At 65.8% G+C, this 21,080-nt stretch carries 16 protein-coding genes and 1 tRNA gene; 6 read left to right on the top strand and 11 right to left on the bottom strand.

The window, feature by feature from the left end; all coding sequences use genetic code 11:
* Positions 1-90: 90 nt before the first annotated feature.
* The 6 genes from brnQ to H6A16_RS09390 all read right to left on the bottom strand — a co-directional run bounded on the left by brnQ (position 91) and on the right by H6A16_RS09390 (position 10,125).
* Complete coding sequence (brnQ, locus tag H6A16_RS09415; protein ID WP_204618547.1) at positions 91-1,392, bottom strand: branched-chain amino acid transport system II carrier protein; 1,302 nt, start codon at positions 1,390-1,392, stop codon at positions 91-93.
* 141 nt (positions 1,393-1,533) lie between these two features.
* The gene (locus H6A16_RS09410; RefSeq protein ID WP_204618545.1) at positions 1,534-2,490 is read right to left on the bottom strand and encodes an ROK family protein; all 957 of its coding nucleotides are present in this window, start codon (positions 2,488-2,490) and stop codon (positions 1,534-1,536) included.
* Positions 2,491-3,060: 570 nt separating this feature from the next.
* Positions 3,061-5,844, bottom strand: coding sequence for an ATP-dependent helicase (locus H6A16_RS09405; protein ID WP_239458323.1), 2,784 nt, complete (start codon positions 5,842-5,844; stop codon positions 3,061-3,063).
* 180 nt (positions 5,845-6,024) lie between these two features.
* The gene (locus H6A16_RS09400) at positions 6,025-7,365 is read right to left on the bottom strand and encodes an MFS transporter (RefSeq protein ID WP_204618543.1); all 1,341 of its coding nucleotides are present in this window, start codon (positions 7,363-7,365) and stop codon (positions 6,025-6,027) included.
* Between the two features lie 31 nt (positions 7,366-7,396).
* The gene (locus H6A16_RS09395; RefSeq protein WP_204618540.1) at positions 7,397-8,935 is read right to left on the bottom strand and encodes a M20/M25/M40 family metallo-hydrolase; all 1,539 of its coding nucleotides are present in this window, start codon (positions 8,933-8,935) and stop codon (positions 7,397-7,399) included.
* A gap of 233 nt (positions 8,936-9,168) precedes the next feature.
* Positions 9,169-10,125 (bottom strand): undecaprenyl-diphosphate phosphatase, encoded by a 957-nt coding sequence (locus H6A16_RS09390; RefSeq protein ID WP_204618538.1) that lies wholly within the window; start codon positions 10,123-10,125, stop codon positions 9,169-9,171.
* A 213-nt stretch (positions 10,126-10,338) separates the two neighbouring features.
* Here H6A16_RS09390 and H6A16_RS09385 point away from each other — a divergent pair, with 213 nt between their 5' ends.
* The gene (locus tag H6A16_RS09385) at positions 10,339-10,776 is read left to right on the top strand and encodes a universal stress protein (protein ID WP_204618537.1); all 438 of its coding nucleotides are present in this window, start codon (positions 10,339-10,341) and stop codon (positions 10,774-10,776) included.
* A gap of 75 nt (positions 10,777-10,851) precedes the next feature.
* Here H6A16_RS09385 and H6A16_RS09380 read toward each other — a convergent pair whose 3' ends face one another.
* The 4 genes from H6A16_RS09380 to purH form a co-directional block, all read right to left on the bottom strand.
* Complete coding sequence (locus H6A16_RS09380; RefSeq protein WP_204618534.1) at positions 10,852-11,922, bottom strand: sensor histidine kinase; 1,071 nt, start codon at positions 11,920-11,922, stop codon at positions 10,852-10,854.
* An 8-nt stretch (positions 11,923-11,930) separates the two neighbouring features.
* Positions 11,931-12,596: a response regulator transcription factor gene (locus H6A16_RS09375; protein WP_204618532.1), complete on the bottom strand. Its 666-nt coding sequence runs from the start codon at positions 12,594-12,596 to the stop codon at positions 11,931-11,933.
* Positions 12,597-12,774: 178 nt separating this feature from the next.
* On the bottom strand, positions 12,775-13,482 hold the full coding sequence (locus H6A16_RS09370; protein WP_204618530.1) for a hypothetical protein: 708 nt from the start codon (positions 13,480-13,482) through the stop codon (positions 12,775-12,777).
* A gap of 103 nt (positions 13,483-13,585) precedes the next feature.
* Positions 13,586-15,193 carry a bifunctional phosphoribosylaminoimidazolecarboxamide formyltransferase/IMP cyclohydrolase gene (gene purH, locus H6A16_RS09365; protein ID WP_204618528.1) on the bottom strand — a complete coding sequence of 536 codons (1,608 nt, stop codon included), beginning with the start codon at positions 15,191-15,193 and terminating at the stop codon, positions 13,586-13,588.
* A gap of 255 nt (positions 15,194-15,448) precedes the next feature.
* Between purH and H6A16_RS09360 the strand changes: the two genes are divergently transcribed.
* Positions 15,449-16,084: a GNAT family N-acetyltransferase gene (locus H6A16_RS09360; RefSeq protein WP_204618526.1), complete on the top strand. Its 636-nt coding sequence runs from the start codon at positions 15,449-15,451 to the stop codon at positions 16,082-16,084.
* A gap of 91 nt (positions 16,085-16,175) precedes the next feature.
* On the opposite strand, the gene H6A16_RS09355 is transcribed toward H6A16_RS09360, so the two are convergent.
* A complete protein-coding gene (locus H6A16_RS09355; RefSeq protein WP_204618524.1) occupies positions 16,176-18,089 on the bottom strand; it encodes a DUF2207 domain-containing protein in 1,914 nt (637 codons plus the stop codon).
* Positions 18,090-18,297: 208 nt separating this feature from the next.
* Here H6A16_RS09355 and H6A16_RS09350 point away from each other — a divergent pair, with 208 nt between their 5' ends.
* The 4 genes from H6A16_RS09350 to H6A16_RS09335 all read left to right on the top strand — a co-directional run.
* On the top strand, positions 18,298-18,816 hold the full coding sequence (locus H6A16_RS09350; RefSeq protein ID WP_204618522.1) for a ferritin: 519 nt from the start codon (positions 18,298-18,300) through the stop codon (positions 18,814-18,816).
* A 221-nt stretch (positions 18,817-19,037) separates the two neighbouring features.
* Positions 19,038-20,018 (top strand): tRNA glutamyl-Q(34) synthetase GluQRS, encoded by a 981-nt coding sequence (gluQRS, locus tag H6A16_RS09345; RefSeq protein ID WP_204618520.1) that lies wholly within the window; start codon positions 19,038-19,040, stop codon positions 20,016-20,018.
* 93 nt (positions 20,019-20,111) lie between these two features.
* Positions 20,112-20,202: transfer RNA gene (locus H6A16_RS09340), tRNA-Ser, on the top strand.
* Positions 20,203-20,427: 225 nt separating this feature from the next.
* Positions 20,428-21,080, top strand: a 653-nt coding sequence (locus H6A16_RS09335) for an IS110 family transposase (protein WP_204618517.1), incomplete at its 3' end; no start/stop codon positions are given.

Raw genomic sequence — 21,080 nt, 5'->3', positions numbered from 1 at the left:
CTCGCTCCGCCATGCGGCAGAACTCCTTCGCATCTCATAGCACTGTGCTGTAGATATATGGGAATATGCGTCGAAAAGGACGGTCCCTGCCTACGCGCGCTTGCGGGAAAGGAGCGCGCCGAGCACGGCGGCGATCAGGGCGGGAACGACCCAGCCCATGTCAAGGCCGGCGAAGGGCAGGGCATCGATAGGAAGCCAGAGGTCGGGGGCGACCGCGCTGCGCAGAGAATCGGCCACGCTCACGATCGCCGTGGCGGCGACCACCAGGGGCCACATGAGGTGGAAGCGGTCGCACACGCTGTGGAACATGCCCATGAGCACGAGCACGATCGCCATGGGGTAGAGCGCTCCGAGCAGCGGGACGGAAAACGCGAGGATGGCATCGAGACCGAAGTTCGACAGCACGCACGAGAAGGCCGCGAAGACGAGGGCGCAGGCGCGGTACGACACGCGGGGCAGCTCACCGGCAAAATAGGTGCCGCAGCAGCTGATAAGGCCGGTGCACACGTTTAGGCAGGCAAGCAGGAAGATCGCGGCGACCACGACGGTTCCCGCCGTGCCGAAGTGCTGGGTGGCGGAGGCCGTGAGCACCACGGCTCCGTTCGTGGCGTCGGGTGCGATCGCGCGGGTGCTCACACCCACATAGGCCAAGCCGCAGTAGATGAGCGCCATGAGGATGCCCGCGAGCACGCCGGCACGCGAGACCTCACGCGCGATACCGCCGGGCTCGGTCACGCCCATCTCGCGAATATTCGTGGCGATAACCAGGCCGAAGGTCAACGAGGCGAGCAAGTCCATGGTCTGATAGCCCACAAGGAAGCCCTGGATGCCCGCGCCGTTATCGTACGGGGCGGTCGCAGGGCCGAGCTCCGGGGCCTCTGACAGCAGGGCGGCGCCCGTCACCGCCACGATCAGGGCGATGAGCGCCGGACCGGTGATGCGGCCCAGCAGGCGCGTCAGGCGGCCAGGGTGCATGGCCAGCACGTAGGCGACGACGAAGAACGCGACGGAGAAAACGATGCTCGCCGTACCCGCGGGAACCGATGCGGGCAGCAGGGGCTGGAGCATCTCGAAGGCAGTCGACGAGGTGCGCGGGATGGCGAGGCAGGGGCCGATGGCCAGGTACACCGCCGCGACGAACACGCGCGAGAACAGGGGATGCACGCGTGCGGTAAGGTCGCGCAGGGTTCCGGCGAGTGCAACGGCAACGATACCGAGCACCGGCAGGCCGATGGCTGCGATCAGAAAGCCGATCGCGGCGGGAACGGTCGCCTCCCCCGCCTGCAGGCCGAGCAGCGGAGGCAAGATCAGATTGCCCGCGCCGAAGAACATGGAGAACAGCGTGACGCCGACCAACGCGGACTGTCGCGCCGAAAGAGACTGCTGAGCCATAGCCACCCAAACGACAAATCGGTGCATAAAACAACCCGGCGCGTGAATACACGCCGGGTAACACAGCATAGTTCATTTTGCCTGCGTCCGCACGGCAGCTTATCTGCCGCGCGGTGTGGGGGCGCTCGGATTCGCCCCGCTTTACGCCTCTGCCGCACGCAGCGCCATGTAGGCCGCACCGAAGATGCCCGCGTCGTTTCCGAGCGAGGCGATCTCGATCGGCGTGTCGGCACAGACGGACAGGGCATAGCGGCGGTACGCGGCGTACAGCTCGTCGAGGTACTGGCTCGCGGAGTTCGAAACGCCACCGCCCAGCACGAAGGCCTCGGGATCGACGACCGCAGCGATGAGGGCGAGCGCGCGGCCCAAGTACTCGCACATCGTGGAGATGGCGGCAGCTGCGGCCTCATCGCCCGCAGCATGGGCCTCGAAGACCGCACGGGAATCGCTGGGACCGGCAAGCTCGACGGGCTCGATGCCGCGCTTGGCGCACTCCTCGCGATAGCTCGTCACGATACCCGTCGCCGAGGCGTACTGCTCCAGGTGGCCCTTGCCGCCGCAGCCGCAGGTGCGCTCCTCGTCGGGGTTCAGGCACATATGGCCGATCTCGCCGCCGGCACCGACGAAGCCCTCAATCATGTCGCCGTTCACCACGACGCCGCCGCCGACGCCCGTGCCGATGGTCACCATGACCATGCTCTGCTTGCCGCGCGCGCTGCCGCGCCACACCTCGCCCATGGCGGCCGCGTTGGCGTCGTTGCCGAACTTGACCGCCGCGTTGGGGCAGTGGGCCTCGAGCGCGTGCATGAGGCCCGGGGCGTTGAGCTGGATGTTGGCCTGCAGACGGATATCGCCGTCGGCGGGAACCGGACAGGGCACCGCGAGGCCGATGCCGTACACGCTGTCCGCGCCTGCCTGGGCCTCCGCCATGAGCTGGTCGATGCCGCTCACGACCGCATCGTATCCGGCGCTGTTGATCAGCGGCGGCGTCGGCACGCTCGCGCGGGCGACCAGCGCGCCCTCCTCGGTGAACAGGCCCTCCTTGACCGACGTGCCTCCCACGTCGATGCCCACGAAGTACTTGACGGCTTCTGCCATGACATGGCTCCTTTCGCTCCCCTGCCTGACGCCCCTGAAGAGGGGCGCACTGCACGCCCTATGGTACCGCGAGTGACGAGCCACGTGGGCCGCGAGCCGCCGATACGCCGCCAGCCGCCGGCAACCGGCTCCGCAGGTGTAATCGAACTGAACAAACGGGCTCGTTTCTCGGCTCAATCGAAGGAACTGGATGAAAATGCGACTTTTGTACCCGATAGCCAGCCGCTCTGGGAACGGGGTTCTTGAGCAATAGCAGCAATAGCGGCCATACCGGACAATTTGCCGCCCTATTGAGGCCAATTGGAATGCAGAAGCGCTAGCGGTCTGGCGAAAGCCAGCTCTCGCGCAGGCAGCAGCGGTACAAAACCCGCCTTTTCATCCAGAACCTGCAGGCGAACCATGAAAACCGCCGGCTCCAAGGCCTTTGCGGGCAAACATCCACCCCGAACGCACCCCGCGCGCACCGCAGGCCATGTCCAAAGACAGCAAAGGCCCGCATCGACACGAATCATCCGAGTCGATGCGGGCCCGATACCCCTTTACAGGTAGGCTGTGCGAGCGCCCAAGCCCTTAGCTGAGCTTCACGATGGGCGCGAATCCCTTCATGAGGCGCTTGGTCTGACCGGACTTGTCGAACTGCACCTCGATCATGTCGCCCTCGGCCGAGATGACCTTGCCCGTGCCGAACGTCTTGTGGCTCACGGTGTCGCCCGGAGCAAAGGCCTCGGCCGCCTTCACGGCGTCGGGGCGGCGCTGCACCACCGTGGATTCAGCGGCACTCGGGCGCTTGCGCGGCTGGCCGCTGCCGAAGGTCGAGGGCGCACGGCCCGCATCGGGGCTGATGCCCGTATGGCGCGAGACCCCGCCCGAACCGGTCGAGCGCGTATACGATCCGAAGACGCGGCCGCCGTACATGTCGGAGCCCATGCCGGACCCGAAGGTACCCCGGCGGTCGCCGCGCTTCTCCCAGCCGGTGCCCTCGAAACCCGAAGAGCCGATGCCCGAGAACTCGATATCGCCCTCGGGAATCTCGTTCACGAAGCGCGAGCGCGGATTGGCCTGCGTCGACCCGTAGGTACGACGCGTTGCGGCATACGTCAGGAAGAGGCGCTTGCGGGCGCGTGTGATGGCCACGTAGGCCAAACGACGCTCCTCCTCGAGCTTGCCCGGATCGTCGGCGGCGGCAAAGCCGGCAACGTGCGGGAAGATGCCCTCCTCCATGCCGGCGACGAACACCACCGGGAACTCCAGGCCCTTGGCGGAGTGCACGGTCATCATCGTGATGGCGCTCGCCTGGCCGGAGAGCGCATCGAGGTCGGAGCGCAGGGCGAGCCACTCGAGGAGCGCCGGCAGCGCCTTGCAGGCAAGCGGGCCGTAGGTGCGCTCGATCTCATCGGCGATCTGCGCCACATGCGCGGGCTCGGCAGGGGCCGCGGCCATCTCGTTACTCGAGATGAGCTGAGCCAGCGCCTCCTGTGCCGAGGTGAGCGGCGCCGCGAGCGCATCGAGCGGATTTCCCTGCTCGGCATCGCGGCCGAGCGGCGCGGTGCCGCCGGAAGCGGCATCCTCCGCCGCATCGTCGCCCTCCGCGGGCGCGATGCCCGCCGCGCGCAGCTCCGCCAGGCTCTCGAGCGTGCCCTCGATGTCCTCGTGGGTCTCCTCGAACTCGGCCGCGACGCCGAGGAATTCCTGGATGTTCTCGGCGCGGCTCTCGGCCTCCATGGTGCCCTCGGCGCGGAAGGCCTGCACGAGCCCGGCCTTCTCCACGATGGCGTCGACGACGTCCTTGAGCTCGCCGTCCATGCGGCGCCCCTCGCGGACGATGTTCACGAAATCGGACAGGCCGTTACGCACCTTGGCCGAGAACATGCCCGTCTCGGCGCACGCGAGCTCGCAGGCCTGGAAGAACGAGCAGCGGTTCTCCTGCGCTAGCAGCTCGATCTTCGCGATGGAGGTCGAACCGATGCCGCGGCGCGGCGTGTTGATGACGCGCTTGACGCTCATCTCGTCGGCCGGATTCACAATCATCTTGAGGTAGGCCATGACGTCGCGGATCTCAGCGCGGTCGAAGAAGCGCGTGCCTCCCACGATGCGGTACGGCACGCCGGCGCGCAGGAACATATCTTCGAGGATGCGCGACTGGGCGTTCGTACGGTAGAAGACCGCCATGTCGTCGTAGCTCGTGCCGCCATCGTGCAGCTTGTCGATCTCGGCGGCGATCCAGCGGCCCTCGTCGCGCTCGTCGCTCGCCTGGTACGCCTGGATCTTCTCGCCATCGCCCGCCTCGGTGAACAGGCGCTTGTCCTTGCGCTGGGAGTTATGGCGCACCACGGCGTTCGCCGCGGCCAGAATATGGCCGGTCGAGCGGTAGTTCTGCTCGAGCTTGACCACCTTCGCCGAGGCGAAATCCTTCTCGAAATCGAGGATGTTCGAGATATCCGCACCGCGCCAGCTGTAGATGGACTGGTCGTCGTCGCCGACGACCATGAGGTTCTGGTACTTGGCGGCAAGCAGGTTCGCGATCTCGTACTGGACATGGTTGGTGTCCTGGTACTCGTCGACGCTGATGTAGCGGAAGCGCTCCTGGTAGCGATCGAGCACCTCGGGGCGCGTGCGCAGCAGCTCCAGCGCCCGCACGAGCAGGTCGTCGAAGTCCATGGCGTTCGCCGCGCGCAGGCGGCGCTCCAGCTCCGCGTACACGCGAGCAGCCTTCTCGGTCCTCGGGTCGTCGGCGCGCTGCGCCATCTCCTCGGGGCCGATCATGGCGTTTTTGGCCGCCGAGATCTTGGAGCGGATCATGTTGATGGGGTACTGCTTCTGGTCGATATCCATGGACGACATGATGTCGCGCACCAGGCGGCGCGAGTCGTCGTCATCGTAGATGGTGAACTGCCCTGTGTAGCCCAGCAGGTCGGCGTCCTCGCGCAGCATGCGCACGCACATGGCGTGGAAGGTGCAGACCCACATGCCGCGCGTGCCGCCGGGCAGCAGGCCCTGCAGGCGCTCGCGCATCTCGGCCGCGGCCTTGTTGGTGAAGGTGATGGCCAGGATCTGCCACGGACGCACGCCGAGGTCGGCGATCATATGCGCGATGCGGAACGTGAGCACGCGGGTCTTGCCCGAGCCCGCACCCGCGAGCACGAGCAGCGGGCCTTCGGTGGTGAGGACCGCCTCTTTCTGCGCGGGGTTCAGGCTCTCGATATCGACCTTGGGCACAGCCGGCGCCACCGGTGCCGCGGGCGCATCGTACACATCGAGCGGAACCTGCTCGTACTCCGGCGCAGACGGCGCTGCGGGCGCAGCGAACGGCATCGTCTGCTGAACCCCACCCGTTGCCTGACGGGCGGCCTGCATGTTCCTCTCCCATGGTAGCTGTTGCGGCATCGACGACCTCCGGCACATCGGACGAACCTTCTTTGAGCCAGACAAGTATAGCCGCCCGCGTAGACACGCATGCCGAGGGCGGGCAGCAGGCACCGATACTCCAAGCGGCACCCGCGACCCGCCCTCCAGAGCCGCAATGAGTTCGCGCGGCTAATCGGCCGTCTTGGCGAAGGCCTCCTCGCGGCGTGCGACCTCGTCGATCAGGATCGCGTCGCCGTGCTTGGTGAGCAGCACGCACACGAGCATGCAGGCGCCCATGGCGGCGATGTAAGCGAACAGCTGGTTTGCCGCGACATCCATGACGATACCCGAGAGGATGGGCGTCGCCACCTGACCGGCCATCGACAGCGTGTAGTAATAGCCCGAGTAGCGGCCGACGCTGTTGGCGTCGCAGTTCTCCACGAGCATCGTGTAGACGCACATATCCACCGCGCCGAGCGCTGCGCCCATGACGAGGAAGATGGCGTAGAACGCGGGGTTGAAGCCGGGGACCAGCCACAGCACGACCGGACACACCGTCATGACGAGCGCCGACAGGATGGCGACCTTCTTGCGCCCGATCTTGAGCGAGAGGTTGGCCACAGGCACGTAGCTCGCCAGCGCGCCGACGATCGTCACGATGTTGATGATGGCGTAGCTGCCGCCCGCAAGGCCGTAGAACTCGTCGGCGTAACGCGAGATGTTCGTGGTCATCGCGTTATAGCTCATGTAATAGAAAAACGTCGTGGCGAGGATCATGATGACCGAGAAGCGCACGGAGGGGTCGGTGATGCGCTGCTTGCCGCCCGCCTCGGGGGAATCGTCGACGTCGATCTGCGACTCCTCGATGCCCATCTCGAGGCTCTTCTCGTGCATGCGCTGCACGAGCGCGGGCTCGCGCACCTTCCACGCGTAGATGAGGGCCGAGCCGGCAATGAAGAGGGCCTGCAGCAGGAACAGCGGGATGTAGTTGGGGTGCGCCACGCTCGGGACCATCACCGCAATGGCCACGAGCATGACGCCCGTGCCCGCATAGCCCACGATCTTCTCGATGGAATCGGCCTTGGTGCGCAGCGGACGCGGCGTGATGTCGGCGATGATCGCCACCGTCATGGTGCGGTACATACAGATCGCGAACAGCGCGAGCAAAATCATGCAGATAAGCAGCGGAAAGATTGCCAGCTGGTCGGCCACGGCGATGAGCGGCACAGCGATCGTCGCGATGGCCGATCCGACCAGGATGAAAGGCGTGCGCCGCCCGAGCCTGCTGCCGCAGCGGTCCGACAGCACGCCGAAGATCGGCAGCAGGAAGAGGCCGAACACGTTATCGAGCGCCATCACCGCACCGGTCAGCGTATCCGACAGGCCGAAGGTGTCGGTGAGGATCTTGGGCACGATACCGTCGTACACCTGCCAGAAGCTGATCATCCCCATGAACGGGAGCGATACGAGCGCCACGCTTCGATAGTCGAGCTTGCTCGCGGCGCGCACCGCCTTGCTGGAAACCGCCATGTCTTCCCCTTCCCCTCTGAGCGCAGGCGCGCTACCGCGCCCCGTACTTATCGACCAGGTCGAGATGGCGCAGGAACGCCACGTAGAACTCGATGCCGCGCTTGTACACGTCCACACCGATGCGCTCGTTGGCCGTATGGATGAGCGTTCGAGCCTCGCCCGAGTAGATGAACCCGCAGAAGCGGTAGACGCGCTCGCAGATTTCGTTGAACTCGCGCGAGTCGGTGCACGAGTTCTGGACGTACGGGGCGCATCCCGCCTCGGGATACACACCGGCCACGCAGCGGTGGATGTAGTCGAACGCGGGGTCGCGCTCGAACGGGCTGATGGGCGCGGGCTCGGTGTAGGAGGCCTCGCCCTCGATGTCGATGGTCACGTGGTCGGGCGACACGCCGCACGCCGCGCACTCCTCCGCCGCGAGGGTGCGGGCCCGCGCGACCGCGTCGGCAACCGTCTCGAATGGAGCCACGCGGACATTGAAGTTGGCGCGTGCGACCGTGGGCAGCACGTTGCGTGCCGGCGACCCCTCGAGCTGCGTGAGCGCGTAGGTGGTGCGCACCATGGCCGCCGTCTCGCCGTTGCCCGCCATGATGGCCGCCACCACGGGACGCGTGAGCCAGAGGTTCGCGAACACGGTCCGGTACAGCGGGTTGCTGCGGCTGGCGAGCTCGGTCAGGGTCGCATCGACCGCGCCGACGAACTCCGGCTTGCCCGGATGCGCCGCGATGCGCTCGCACACGCGCGCCAGCAGGCGCGTGGCGTCGTTGGCGTCCGGCGTCGAGGCGTGCCCGCCGTCGGCCGTTGCCGTCACCCGCAGGTCGACATGGCCCTTCTCGGACACGCCCACCATGGCGATGGGCACCTCAACCCCGAGCGGGACATCGGTCGCCACGGCACCGCCCTCGTCGAGCACCAGGTAGGGGTGGATGCCGCGCTCGCGCAGCCAGGCCACGGCATCGCGCGCCGCGGGGCCGTAGATCTCCTCGCCGTTCGACGAGAAGTAGTACACGTCGCGTGGCGGTCGGTACCCTTGGGCGATCAGGTACTCCGCCGCCTCGAAGAACGCCCCGACGATGCATTTGGTGTCAAGCGAGCCGCGCGCCCAGATCTCGCCATCGATGATCTCGGCCCCAAAGGGATCGTGCTCCCACTCCTGCCCCTCGACCGGCACCACGTCGTGATGCGCCATCATGACGATGGGGTCGAGCGACGAGTCGGCACCCGGCCAACGCATCAGGATGCCGAGCTCGTCGATCATCGTGAGGTCGCAGGTGGCAAACGTCCGGGGGTAGAGCTGGCGCAGGGTCGGCACCCAGCGCTCGAAAGCGCCGCGATCGACCTGCGCGGGATCGTCGCGCGATACGGTGGGGATGCGCAGCAGCGTCTGGAACCTGCCGACGGCGTCGTCGCCCGCGCGATATTCACCCGCATCGAGCGGGGAGCCCGCCGGTCGCGCCGGTTTGAGCGCCGCCGCACGCGCAGCGCACTTCACCCCCAAGGCTCCCAGCGCCGATCCCGCAGCGACCGCCGCCGTTGCCGCGGCAACCTTCACAACCGTCGAAGCCCGCATGACGAACCTCCTTGTCGCTTTACCTTATTAAAGCGACATGCTAGCACGCCGTGGCGGCCTGCGCGGGCTGAAGAGCCGCGTTCGTCCGCCCGCGCGATCGGCAAGGTAGCGAACGGCATTGAAAACAAAACGTGCCCGGACGGCATCGCCGGGCGCTCGATGCGCCCCGAGAATGCCATCCTGGCACGGATGCGGGTGAAGCGGATCGATCGGCCGTCGAAAACCGCCCTGCGCTACAGGATGCCCATGGGTTGGAGCACCAAGAAGTACAGGAGCACGAGGATGCCGAGGATGATGCGGTAGACGCCGAAGCCCTTGAAGTCGTGACGGCGCACGAAGCCCATGAGCCAGCGGATGACGACGAGCGAGACCACGAACGCGGTCAGGCACCCCACCGCCATGATGGCGATCTCGCTGGTACCGAAGGTGCCACCGTCGAGCACCAGGTACTTCAAAAGCTTGAGCGCACTCGCGCCGAACATGACCGGGACGGCCAAAAAGAAGGTGAACTTGGACGCCACGGCGCGCGTGCAGCCCAGCAGCAAGCCGCCGATGATGGTCGAGCCGGAACGCGAGGTGCCGGGAATGAGCGACAGCACCTGGAAGCAGCCGATGCCGAACGCCGTCTTGAACGACAGGTCCTCGAGCGAGGTGATGGAGCCGAAGTCGGTATCGCCCTCGTCGTCTGCCGCCGCGATGCTACGCGGGGCGAAGTGGGCGCCGGCGGGACGGCCGACGGCAAGCTCGCCGCTCTCGATCATGCGGCGGCGCTTGGACGCCCTCCACATCTCGATGGCGATGAACGCGATGCCGTAGACGATGAGCGCGCCAGCGACGACCACGGAGTTGTACAGATGCTCCTCCATGAAGTCGTCGAGCGGGATGCCGACCGCGGCGGCGGGAATACAACCGAGCACGATCTTGCCCCAGAGCTTCCACGTCTCGCGACGGCCGTCGGCGCCCTTGGAGGGCGAGAACGGATTGAGGTCGTGGAAGAACAGCACGCATACGGCAAGGATCGCGCCGAGCTGGATGACCACCTGGAACATATTCCAGAACTCAGGGGTCACGTTGAGCTGTACGAACTCGTCGACCAGGATCAGATGGCCCGTCGACGAGATGGGCAGCCATTCCGTGATGCCCTCGACCACGCCCAGAAAGGCAGATTTGAGAAGTTCGATGATATCCAAAGCATCCTCCGCGAAACGCCCCTCGCGCGGGGCGGTCGTTCCCATGTGATGTCCCATTATCGCCCGGCGCCGATAGGGTGGCGCAAGAAGACGAAAGCGTTCACAGAATAATAAGGAGCATGCGGTATATCGCAGGGTATAACCCTTTACGAAGCGGGAAGCCTAGCGGCGCGCGCACGGACGGCGCGCCGCGTAAGCCCTAAGGAGGAAACCATGAATGAGGGGTATTCCAAGGTATTCGTTGCACTCGACGGCACTGAGCAGCAGGACTTCGTTCTCGCGCGCGCCATCAAGGTCGCCGCGAACAACGGCGCGAAGCTCTTCATCGGGCATGTGATCGACTCCACTGCCCTCGAGTCCGCAGGCGCCTACCCTGTCGACCTGGTCAATGGGCTCGAGGAGGCGTTCCGCAACTCCATCGCCGAACAGGTCGAGGAGGCGCAGGAGAACCAGGATATCGCCGGGGTCGAGATCATCGTTCGCGCCGGCCGCATCCGCGAGACCCTCAAGGACGAGATGCTCGACGTGATCCAACCCGACCTGGTCATGTGCGGTGCGCGTGGCCTATCGTCCATCAAGTACGCACTGCTCGGGTCCATCTCGACATTCCTGCTCCGCAGCACCGAATGCGACATCCTTGTCGTCAAGTAGCCGCAGGCGCAACAAGCCAGCACAACAGGGGACGGGCGACGCAAGGCGCCGCCCGTCCTTTGTTTTCGCTGCCAATCAATTAGCCTCGAAGTAGTGCATCTTGTTGCTGGGGAACGTCAACCGCACGCTGAACCCCTCACCCTCGACGGAGTCGGCGGCAACCCCGATGCCCATCTTGTCGCAAAGGCGCCGCACAAGATAGAGCCCGATGCCCGTCGAGCGCTTGCCGGTGCGACCGTTCTGGCCGGTGAACCCCTTCTCGAACACGCGCGGCAGGTCGGCCGCCGGCACACCGTAGCCGTTGTCGCGCACGGTAAGCTCGATCGCCTCGTCTGCCGTTCCCGCGCCGACAACGCGGCCGGAGAACTCCATCGCCGCCCCCTCCTCGCGCGCGTACTTGACGCTGTTCTGGATGAGCTGCCCTAAGATGAACGCCATCCACTTGTCGTCCGTGAACACCATGAGGTCGAGGTTGCGGCGCAGAGGCGCCACATGCGCCGCGATCATCGCGCGGGCGTTAGCCTTGATGGCGGAGGTCACGAGGTCTTTCAGGCTGTGGCTGCGAATCAGGTAGTCGCGATCGACCGCTTCGGACCGCGCGAAGAACAGCGCCTGCTCGATATAGGCCTCAACGCGGTCGAGCTCCTCCTCGAGGGCGTCCGCCTTCGCGAGCACCGGCTCGGCGGCGTCGGTTGCCGGCACCGACTCCACGAGATTCTCGAGCATAAGATGGGCCGCGGCGAGCGGTGACTTTGCCTCGTGGACCCACGTCTCGATGTACTCACGGTAGTCGGCCGCCTGGCGGCGGTAGGCCGCGACGTCGTCGTTAGCGGCCTTGGATATGGCGCGCAGCGCATGGTAGGTAATCGCGCCCTCGGCGAAGTCGGGGCAATCGACCATCTCGGCGATCCAGAGCGGATGCTCGACCTCGGAGGCGCTCGTGGCAAGATCGGTGTAGAAAGGGCGACGACGCAGGTAATCGATGATGCTCGCCAGGATCGTCGCAAGGGCGATCATGCCCGCGATCAGCAGCGTCACCGCCCAGGACGCGCCGGAGACGATGAGAACGAAGCAGACGAGCGCGATCAGGCAGAGCACGATCAGGATGCTCGCTGCGGATGAGCGCAGATAATCACTGTACGACATGGGCGCACCTACACCGAATAGCCGCGCCCGCGGTGCGTGGACAGGTATCCCGTGACGCCGATCTTCTCGAGCGTGTTGCGCAGGCGGTTGATGTTCACGGTCAGCGTGTTGTCGTCGACGAACGCGTCGGAATCCCAGAGGTCGCGCATGATGGCCTCGCGCGACACGATGGTCCCCGCATGGCGCATGAGCAGGGCGAGGATACGCATCTCGTTTTTGGTGAGCTCGACCTGCTTGCCGTTTGCCAAGGCGAGCGAGCGCGCCAGGTCGAGCTCGACGCCGTTATGTGCGATGGCGTTGCGCTCGGGCACTGCAGACGCGCGGCGCAGCAGCGCCTGGATGCGAGCGACGAGCACACGCGAGCTGTAGGGCTTTGGCACGAAGTCGTCGGCGCCCATGGTCATGCTCATGACCTCGTCGATCTCGGTAGTGCGCGAGGTGAGCACGATGATGGGAACGTCCGAGCGGGTACGCAGGTCGCGGCAGACAAACTGGCCGTCGGTGCCGGGAAGCGTCAGATCGAGCAGCACGAGGTCCGGATCGGCGGCAAGGATGTCGTCGACCACGGCGTCGAAAGCCGTGCAGGCAGCCGTCGTAAAGCCGTTGCGCTCGAGCACCTGCGCGAGCTCGGTGCGGATGGCGGCGTCGTCCTCGACGATGTAGATGAGCGGCATGGCGGCTCCTCGCTTTCCCAAAATCGTGTCTCCATTATGCCGCGCTTCGCCGACGCGGGTCACGCATCCGCTCGAGGTTGCAGCAATGTAAGGAGACCGGCCGCGATACCTCCCCGCCAAAGGCGTGAATATATATCGGGTATTAACCGGGGTACGATTATTGGGTGCCTCTGCCCGCTTACGAGAAGAGCTTCGCCACGCCCCCGGCCAAAAAGCGCAGGAAGGCGACGTCGTCCTGGTCAGCAGATCCCTCGCATTCCGCTGCGAGCACCACTCCGTGTTCATCGGACACCAACGCGAGCGCGCCGTCGGCCGGCATCTCGGCACCCGCCCGCACGATGTCGTGCCCGCAGGTCGCAGCCAGCTGCTCCACCAAGGTCATCGCGCCGCACAGGTGCTCATCGGAAGATGCCGCCACCTGCAGAACGCCACCTCGAACCGCACAGAGCACCTCCGGTGCCACGCCCGTCTCCCCGCGCTCCTCCTGCGCCCGCTCGGCACGCGACCGAAGCGCCGCGGCCGAGGTCTCGCTCAACGGCTCGTAGGGCCCCACGGACATGGCGGCGTTTCCGTTGGTGTCGATCACCAGCATGAGCACACCGTTGGGATCCGTGTAATCCCCTTCGGCAAGCGACCACTCGACGTGCTGCTTCGCCCAGCTCAGCATATTGTGCGATAGCGGCGCCCCGTTCACCGTGCGTTGGGAGAGCGCGCGGATATGGCGGTTGAGCAGGGGTACCGTGCGCTTGGCCATGCGCCAGCGGCAGATGAGCGCCGGCTGGTCGAGCCGAAACTCCTGGGCGCGCTCCTGCTGCTCGCAGAACTCCTCGTAAGCCCGCTGCTCCTCGGCTGTCGAAAACAAGTCGCTATCGAATGCGTCGGACATGCCGCTCCTCTCAAGAAGAATCGGGACAGGCGCACGCCGGACGGCATGCTCCTGCCCCGATGTCAAACAGGCCCCGACGCCAGGCGCCGGGGCACATCAAGGCTTAGTGACGGAAGTGGCGGGCGCCCGTGAATACCATGGCGATGCCGTGCTCGTTGCAGGCCTCGATGGACTCATCGTCGCGCTTGGAGCCACCCGGCTGGATGATGCAGGTCACGCCGTGCGCGGCGAGCACATCCACGTTGTCGCGGAACGGGAAGAACGCATCGGACGCGCAGGCGAAGCCGCCCTTCTCCCAGCCCATGCGCTCGCAGGCGTCCTCGGCACGCTCGCAGGCGAGCAGCGCGGAGTCGACGCGGTTCGGCTGGCCGGGACCCATGCCGATGCCGGCGTTGTTCTTGGAGATGAGAATGGCGTTGGACTTCACGCCCTTGCACACGCGCCAGGCGAACATGAGCTCGGCCATCTCCTCCTCGGTCGGCTTGCGCTCGGTCGGGCAGGTGAAGGTCGTCGGGTCCTCGGAGACGGTGTCGACGTTCTGCACGAGCACGCCGCCGTCGATGGAGCGCAGCTCGAAGTCGGCGTGGCCGTCGGCGCCGCCGGTTGCGAGCACGCGCAGGTTGGGGCGCTTGGCCATGCGCTCGAGGGCCTCGTCCGTGTAGCTCGGGGCGATGATGACCTCGACGAACTGCTTGTTCTCGTCGGCGAAGTGCTCGACGAGCTCGTAGGGCACCTCACGGTTGCAGGCGATGATGCCACCGAAGGCGCTCTTGGGATCGCAGGCGAAGGCGGCGTCGTAGGCGGCGGTGATGTCCGCGGCGACGGCGGAGCCGCAGGGATTCTGGTGCTTCAGGATCACGCAGGCGGGACCGTCGAACTCGCGCACGAGGTTCCAAGCGGCGTCGGCATCCAGGTAGTTGTTGTACGACAGCGGCTTGCCCTGGATCTGCTCGGCTCCGACCAGCGGGTTTGCCGAGGAGCCCTTGCCGGCGAAGTCGTCGGCAAAGCGGTAGACGGCAGCCGTCTGCTGCGGGTTCTCGCCGTAACGCAGGTCGTCGACCTTCTCGAGGTGCAGGTCGAGCGTGGCGGGAGCGGCCTCGGCCTCGCCGGCCTGCTTGCCGAGCCACGCCGCGATGGCGGCGTCGTAGGCGGCCGTGGTCTGGTAGACCTTCAGCTGCAGGCGACGGCGGGTCTCGAGCGTCGTGGCGCCATCGTGCTCGGCCATCTCGGCGAGCACCGTACCGTAGTCGGCGGGGTCGGACACGACCGTTACCGCGTCGGCGTTCTTGGCGGCGGAGCGAAGCATGGAGGGGCCGCCGATATCGATGTGCTCGATGGCGTCGGCAAAGGTGACATCGGGGTTCGCCACGGTCTTCTCGAACTCGTACAGGTTCACGACGACCATATCGATCATGCCGATGCCGTGCTCAGCGGCCTCGGCCATGTGCTTGGGGTCGTCGCGACGCGCCAGCAGACCGCCGTGCACCTTGGGGTGCAGGGTCTTGACGCGACCGTCCATCATCTCGGGGAACCCGGTGTACTGCTCGATGGGCACGACGGTGACGCCGCCCTCCTCGAGTGCACGAGCCGTACCACCGGTGGAGATGATCTCCACCCCATAGACGGTCTGCAGCTCGCGCGCGAACTCGACGACCCACTTCTTGTCGGTCACCGAGATCAAGGCGCGCTTGATCTTCACGTCTGTTGCCATGCAACCCCTCCTTCTTCTTGGCGCCCGCAGCGGTCATGGCCTTCAGCGGACGCATGGGTACCCATCTAATGTAGCGCATCGGTCTGCACGCGGGTGCGTATGGGGCATCCTTTTTGAAGAATTCGCCGAGACAACGTGTCGCTTTGGCGAAAAACGCGACCGCTGGGCGGTGCCCATGAAGGCACCATATTTCGGTCCGCGTCAGGTGATACAACCATACATGTCGTATCGTCTCGGCTGTCCCGGAGGTTCAATATGGTCTCGAAAGTCCTCTACCGCCCTTTTGAGGAGACGGACTTCGATACCATCGCGATGATCCTGCAGGCCCAGTGGCACACGGGCGATAACCAGGAGGTCTACAACTTCCTGGAGGCGTGCGACGATTTGGCGTACTGTCTTTCTGGCTCCACGTTCTCGCAGGTAGCTCTCGTCGACGACGTGCCGCGCGGCATCGTGCTCGCGCGTGCGGGAGAGCGCGATCCCGCGTGGGTGCGGCGCTGGGCGCGCGCCTCGGACGACTTCATGACGCAGATGCGCTCCGTGAACAAGAAGGCGCTCGACCGGTATCTGGAATTCATCGCGGCAACGGTTAAGATCACCGACCGGCTGATCAAAGAGGGCGGCGTGGACCCGGCAAGCGAGATCACGCTGCTTGCCGTTGACGAGACGGCGCGCGGCCTCGGCATCGGTTCGGTGCTGCTCGACGCCGCCCGCAGCGAGCTCTCTGCCCAGGGCTGCTCGCAGGCGTACCTGAGCACCGACACCACCTGCGACTGGAAGTTCTACGAGGCGCGCGGCATGAAGCGCGTCGCCCGGTACAGCGCGAGCTGGGAGGAGCGCCGCCTGCTCCCCCGCGAGATGTATCTCTACCGGATGACGATCTCGGACTGACGGATCGGCTGAACCCGGAGTTTCGCACTGAACACAGCGCGCCCGCGGCCCCAGATCGGGACCGCGGGCGCGTTCGCGTTGCGCGATGCCGCTAGAACGTGCCGCCGCCTCCGCCGCCGACGCCTCCTCCGCCGCCGACAGAGAAGCCTCCACCCATACCCGCGCCCGAGGTGTCGAGGCTCGACGCCAGGGCGGCAAGCGACGCCGCCTGGACCGACCGCATCGAATCGGTCGGGGAGTTCAACCTGCCGTACGGATAGCACCACCAGTAGACCGGGTAGTAGTAGCCGCCGTACAGGTCCTCGCGCAGCTCGCGCGGGACGGCATCGGCAAGCTGGCGCAGGACCTCGTCGGACACGCCGAGCGCGACCGCCATCACGAGCAGCTTGTTCCACAGAATCAGATCGGAGGGCATCGCCTCGTTCAGACGGGTGAAATCCTCGAGCCACCGCTTGAGGGCGACGCAGCGCTCACGCAGCTCGACGCCCTCCTGCGAATACACGCAATAGGTCATGGCCACCACCGCCGCCGCTACGAGCAGCAAGATAGAAATGGCAAACGCACCGAGGTTGGCGAAGTCCGTAAACAAGAAAAAGAGAAGCGAAGCGATGCCCAGTGCGATGGCAATACCGGTAACCGTCGCTTTGAGAGTCCCGCCGTCACTTTGCACGAGCGAGCGCCGCTCCAGCTGCGCGGAGATTTCTGCCTTGTAGTCGTCAACAAGCTCCTTGCAGGCTTCGGCATCGTGTTCGGCGCGGTATTTGACCTGGTCGAACGGCACCTCGGTCACGCCGTCGGCCTCATTGCCAAAGTAGAGTTGCAACGCCGCGCGGTCGATGGGGTCGGTCGCGGCGGCACGGTCGAGAAGCCTCAGGCAGTAGCGTTCCTCCTGCTTGGTGCCAAACAGCCCGTCGGTCTCGACCGTCTGGACCTCGAGGGCGATGACGCGCTCGTCGGTCAGCTTCATGAGCGTCGCCACGAAGGCCCGGTCGGGGACATCGCCGTTCTCCATGAAGGCGGCGATGACCGCCGGATGGTCGGCCGAGGGAACATCGCGGAAGTAGGTCTCCTGGAACACAGGCTTGGGGCTGCGCCCCCGCGTGAGCTTGAGATAGCTGACGATGGCCAGGAAGATCGCCGGGATCGACACCTGTGCCGCGCTGCCCGCGCCCACGATGGCGCGCGCCTGCTCGCGGCGGGCATTGGCCTCGTCGGCCCACGCCTGCTCCTCTTCGAGGATGGTCGGCAGGCGCTCCTCGCTCGACGCGGCAAGTGCCGGCACCCATGCCGTCGGGAAGACGACGCGCGCCTCGGCGAACTCGCCCGACTGCACGCGGGGCATATCCAGCCTGACCTGCGGCGCAGCGGCATCGAGGGCGACCGATCCGTCGAGGGGGCCATGGCCCCATGCCAGCAGGTTCTCCCCCGCCTGCGCCGCGACCCCGGAGCCGGCAGCGCCCGCGAAGCCGATGAGCACGCCAACACTCTCAGAATCGTCCTCCCAATCCGGGCCGATGAACTGCCAGTACAGCTCGGCGGTGTCGGCCCACGCCATGACCGCGCCGGTCAGCGTGTATTCGACCGTGACGTAAAACGCATCGCCGTCTTCGTGTGGCGTAAAGACCTTGAGCATGAGGCTATCGCCCTCATTTGCCACCGTGTAGACGCCGTTTTGGCCGTTTTCTGCCGCGTCGACGCGCTGGAAGGGATGCGGGCCGTTACCGTCGTGCTCATCGACCGACACGCCCGTGATCACCGCCGACGATGCTGCACCCTGCTGGTTTTGCGCGAAGGGGATGGTCCAGTAGACCCCGTTGGCATCGTCATCAAGATCGAACAGGCGGCATTCGCTCACCTTGAGGTCGCCGTTTGCCTGCACCTGCGCTTGAATGTCGACGCCGTAAGCATACGAATCCGCAAGTGCCTGCACGGGCCGGGCAACCAGCACGGAGACCAACATGACAAGAGCCGCGCACGCGCACAGCAAACGTTTTCCCGATCGCATGGCGAACCTTTCAACGAGGTCGGCTTCGATGGCCCCATTATGACGGAACGCATCCGGAACAGCGCGATGAATCGGGCAAGCGCCCATACAGGGCGGCGTCTCGTACACGAAAGCCGCCTTGCCCGATAGGGTCCGCGCAGATGGGTATACTCTCATCGAATGTGTAAAAGCCGTCCGCCGGGCGGCACGCGAGTAAGGAGATGCGCGCATGGCCATCAACGAGAAGGTCGCCGAGGTGCTCGAGGACCAGATCAACAAGGAGCTCTACTCGTCCTATCTGTACCTGACCTTTGCTGACTACTACGAGGACCGCGGCCTCAAGGGCTTCGCCAACTGGTACGAGATCCAAGCCAAGGAGGAGATGGACCACGCCATGGCCCTGCGTCGCTACCTGCTGGACAACGACTACAAGCCGACGATGAAGGCAATCGCCCAGCCCGACAAGACCTTCGACAACGACCTCGCCCCGCTCGAGGCCGGCCTTGAGCACGAGGAGTACGTGACAAGCCTCATCCACCACTGCTACGAGGTCGCCCACGAGGCGCACGACATCCGCGCCATGCAGATGCTCGACTGGTTCGTGAAGGAACAGGGCGAGGAGGAGACGAACGCCCGCGACATGATCACCAACATGAAGCTGTTCGGCGGCGACCCCAAGGGCCTGTACGACCTTGACCGCGAGTACCAGACCCGCGTCTACACCCAGATGACCGCTCTGCCGCTGTAGGTTTCGAGCAGCCATACGGCACGACCGCGCCGCCCCGCGATGTGATTGCGAGGCGGCGCGTTTTCAACATGGCCTCTCTGGGGACGTAGCAGGAAGGCGCCAAAAATGGCGCCTTCCTGCTACGTCCCCAGAGAGGCCATGTTCACGAAAAGCGAGTATCATTGCGATGCCATGCAACTCGACCGCGGCCGTGCGTGCCATCGGGAACGAAAGAAGAAGCGATGGATCGTTCAACCCCCTGCAGCGAAGACGGCAACGCGCCCGTCACCGGACGCTTTGCGCCCTCGCCATCGGGGCGCATGCATCTGGGCAATATCTTCTCGGCCCTTATCGCCTGGCTGTCCGTCCGCTCGGCAGGCGGGCGCATGGTCCTGCGCATCGAGGACCTCGATCCGCGCTGCGCCGACACCCGGCGCGCCGAGCAGATCATGGCGGACCTCCAATGGCTCGGCCTCGATTGGGACGAAGGGCCCATCTACCAGCACGACCGCCTCGACCTGTACCGCGATTCCGTCGCCGCGCTCGAGGCGCGCGGCCTCGTATACCCCTGCTTCTGCACGCGCGCCGAGCTCCATGCCGCGAGCGCGCCCCACGCCAGCGACGGTACGCCCGTGTACGCCGGCACCTGCCGCAACCTGACGCCCGAGCAGATCGCCGAGAAGATGCAGCTCCGCCCGGCGGCGATGCGCCTGCGTGTGCCCGAATCGGGCGACCCCGCGGGCGAGATCTCGTTTACCGACCGCGTGTATGGGCCGCAATCCGAAAAACTTGCCGTGGAGTGCGGCGACTTCCTCATCCAACGCAGCGACGGCGTGTTCGCCTACCAGCTCGTGGTGGTGGTCGACGACGCGGAGATGGGTGTCACCGAGATCGTACGCGGAAACGACCTGCTGCCATCGGTTCCTCGGCAGATCTACCTGCAGCGGCTCCTCGGCTACGCGCAGCCGTCCTACGCGCACGTCCCCATGCTCGTCGCGCCCGACGGCAGGCGCCTGTCCAAGCGCGAGCGCGACTGCGACATGGGCGAGCTCAAGCGCGTCTTCGGCACACCGGAGCGCCTGCTGGGACGGCTCGCGGGGGCTTCGGGGCTGACGCCCGATGACACACCGCGCGGCGCCGAGCAGCTCATCGGCCTCTTCTCGTGGGACACGCTTGCCGAGCATGCGGGCGACATCGTGATCGATGACGGCTTCTTCGGGTAGACCTCCGTCCGCCCCAAAACGGAACTTGCTGTGGAGCCAATATTTCCCTTGCACTCCCAACCGCCTGTGCGTTAAGATAGGCGTCACTGTTCCGGAGAGCTGACCGAGAGGCCGAAGGTGCTCGCCTGCTAAGCGAGTATTCCCCACAAGGGAATCTGGGGTTCGAATCCCCAGCTCTCCGCCAGTTGAAGAGACGAGCCCGTTGCCCTCGCGGTGACGGGCTTTTTCTTGAACGTGCGCTGGGGATTCGAACCCGCAAGGGTCTCATGCTGCGCAAAGCGTGACAGTTAGACGATATGTAGAGTGATCGGGACCTCACTCTATGAAGCAGGGCCCTCTCCGGGGCATCGTGGGTTAGGCTCGGTCTTGTAGGAGTCCGGCTCTACCACATTCATAGGAGGTCCCGACCATGATCTATCGTACCAGCGTGGGTCTCGACGTGCACGCCCGCTCCATCGCCGCCGCGGCGCTCGACCACCTGACCGGGGAGGTGGCGCAGAGGTCGTTCGCGTACGACCCCGCGGCCGTCGCCGCGTGGGTCCTCTCCCTCGAGGGGCCCGCGAGGTGCGTCTACGAGAGCGGCCCGACCGGCTTCGACCTGCAGAGGTCGCTCGGGCGCGCGGGCGTCGAGTGCGTCGTCGGCGCCGTGAGCAAGATGCTCAGGCCCTCCGGGGACAGGGTCAAGAACGACAGGCGCGACGCCGCGTTCCTGGCCAGGATGCTCGCCGTGGGCAACGTCGTCGAGGTCGCGGTGCCGACGCCCGAGATGGAGGCGGCGCGCGACCTGGCGCGGGCGCGCGAGGACTGCCGCCGCGACCTCATGCGCGCCAGGCACCTGCTCTCGAAGTTCCTGCTCAGGAAGGGAATCGTGTACGACGGGGGCAGGGCGTGGACGAAGGCCCACGAGGCGTGGCTGTCGCGGGTCGAGCTGCCCGACCCCTGCGAGCGGCTCGTTGGATTGGCTACACTAGGTTGGACAGTTTCACGAGGGCCTATGGAAGGAGGCTCGATGGCCGATCCAAAGCACCCGAGGCATTTCACCGACGATTTCAAGAGGCAGAT

It is taken from the genome of Collinsella tanakaei, from assembly GCF_016900375.1.
Classification (GTDB): domain Bacteria; phylum Actinomycetota; class Coriobacteriia; order Coriobacteriales; family Coriobacteriaceae; genus Collinsella.
This window is presented reverse-complemented; position numbering and strand designations above follow the sequence as displayed.

Excerpts from the sequence above, each read along its gene's own strand:
- brnQ (WP_204618547.1), bottom strand. The coding sequence starts at position 1,392 with ATGGCTCAGCAGTCTCTTTCGGCGCGACAGTCCGCGTTGGTCGGCGTC.
- H6A16_RS09410 (WP_204618545.1), bottom strand. The coding sequence starts at position 2,490 with ATGGCAGAAGCCGTCAAGTACTTCGTGGGCATCGACGTGGGAGGCACG.
- H6A16_RS09405 (WP_239458323.1), bottom strand. The coding sequence starts at position 5,844 with ATGCAGGCCGCCCGTCAGGCAACGGGTGGGGTTCAGCAGACGATGCCG.
- H6A16_RS09400 (WP_204618543.1), bottom strand. The coding sequence starts at position 7,365 with ATGGCGGTTTCCAGCAAGGCGGTGCGCGCCGCGAGCAAGCTCGACTAT.
- H6A16_RS09395 (WP_204618540.1), bottom strand. The coding sequence starts at position 8,935 with ATGCGGGCTTCGACGGTTGTGAAGGTTGCCGCGGCAACGGCGGCGGTC.
- H6A16_RS09385 (WP_204618537.1), top strand. The coding sequence starts at position 10,339 with ATGAATGAGGGGTATTCCAAGGTATTCGTTGCACTCGACGGCACTGAG.
- H6A16_RS09380 (WP_204618534.1), bottom strand. The coding sequence starts at position 11,922 with ATGTCGTACAGTGATTATCTGCGCTCATCCGCAGCGAGCATCCTGATC.
- H6A16_RS09375 (WP_204618532.1), bottom strand. The coding sequence starts at position 12,596 with ATGCCGCTCATCTACATCGTCGAGGACGACGCCGCCATCCGCACCGAG.
- H6A16_RS09370 (WP_204618530.1), bottom strand. The coding sequence starts at position 13,482 with ATGTCCGACGCATTCGATAGCGACTTGTTTTCGACAGCCGAGGAGCAG.
- purH (WP_204618528.1), bottom strand. The coding sequence starts at position 15,193 with ATGGCAACAGACGTGAAGATCAAGCGCGCCTTGATCTCGGTGACCGAC.
- H6A16_RS09360 (WP_204618526.1), top strand. The coding sequence starts at position 15,449 with ATGGTCTCGAAAGTCCTCTACCGCCCTTTTGAGGAGACGGACTTCGAT.
- H6A16_RS09355 (WP_204618524.1), bottom strand. The coding sequence starts at position 18,089 with ATGCGATCGGGAAAACGTTTGCTGTGCGCGTGCGCGGCTCTTGTCATG.
- H6A16_RS09350 (WP_204618522.1), top strand. The coding sequence starts at position 18,298 with ATGGCCATCAACGAGAAGGTCGCCGAGGTGCTCGAGGACCAGATCAAC.
- gluQRS (WP_204618520.1), top strand. The coding sequence starts at position 19,038 with ATGGATCGTTCAACCCCCTGCAGCGAAGACGGCAACGCGCCCGTCACC.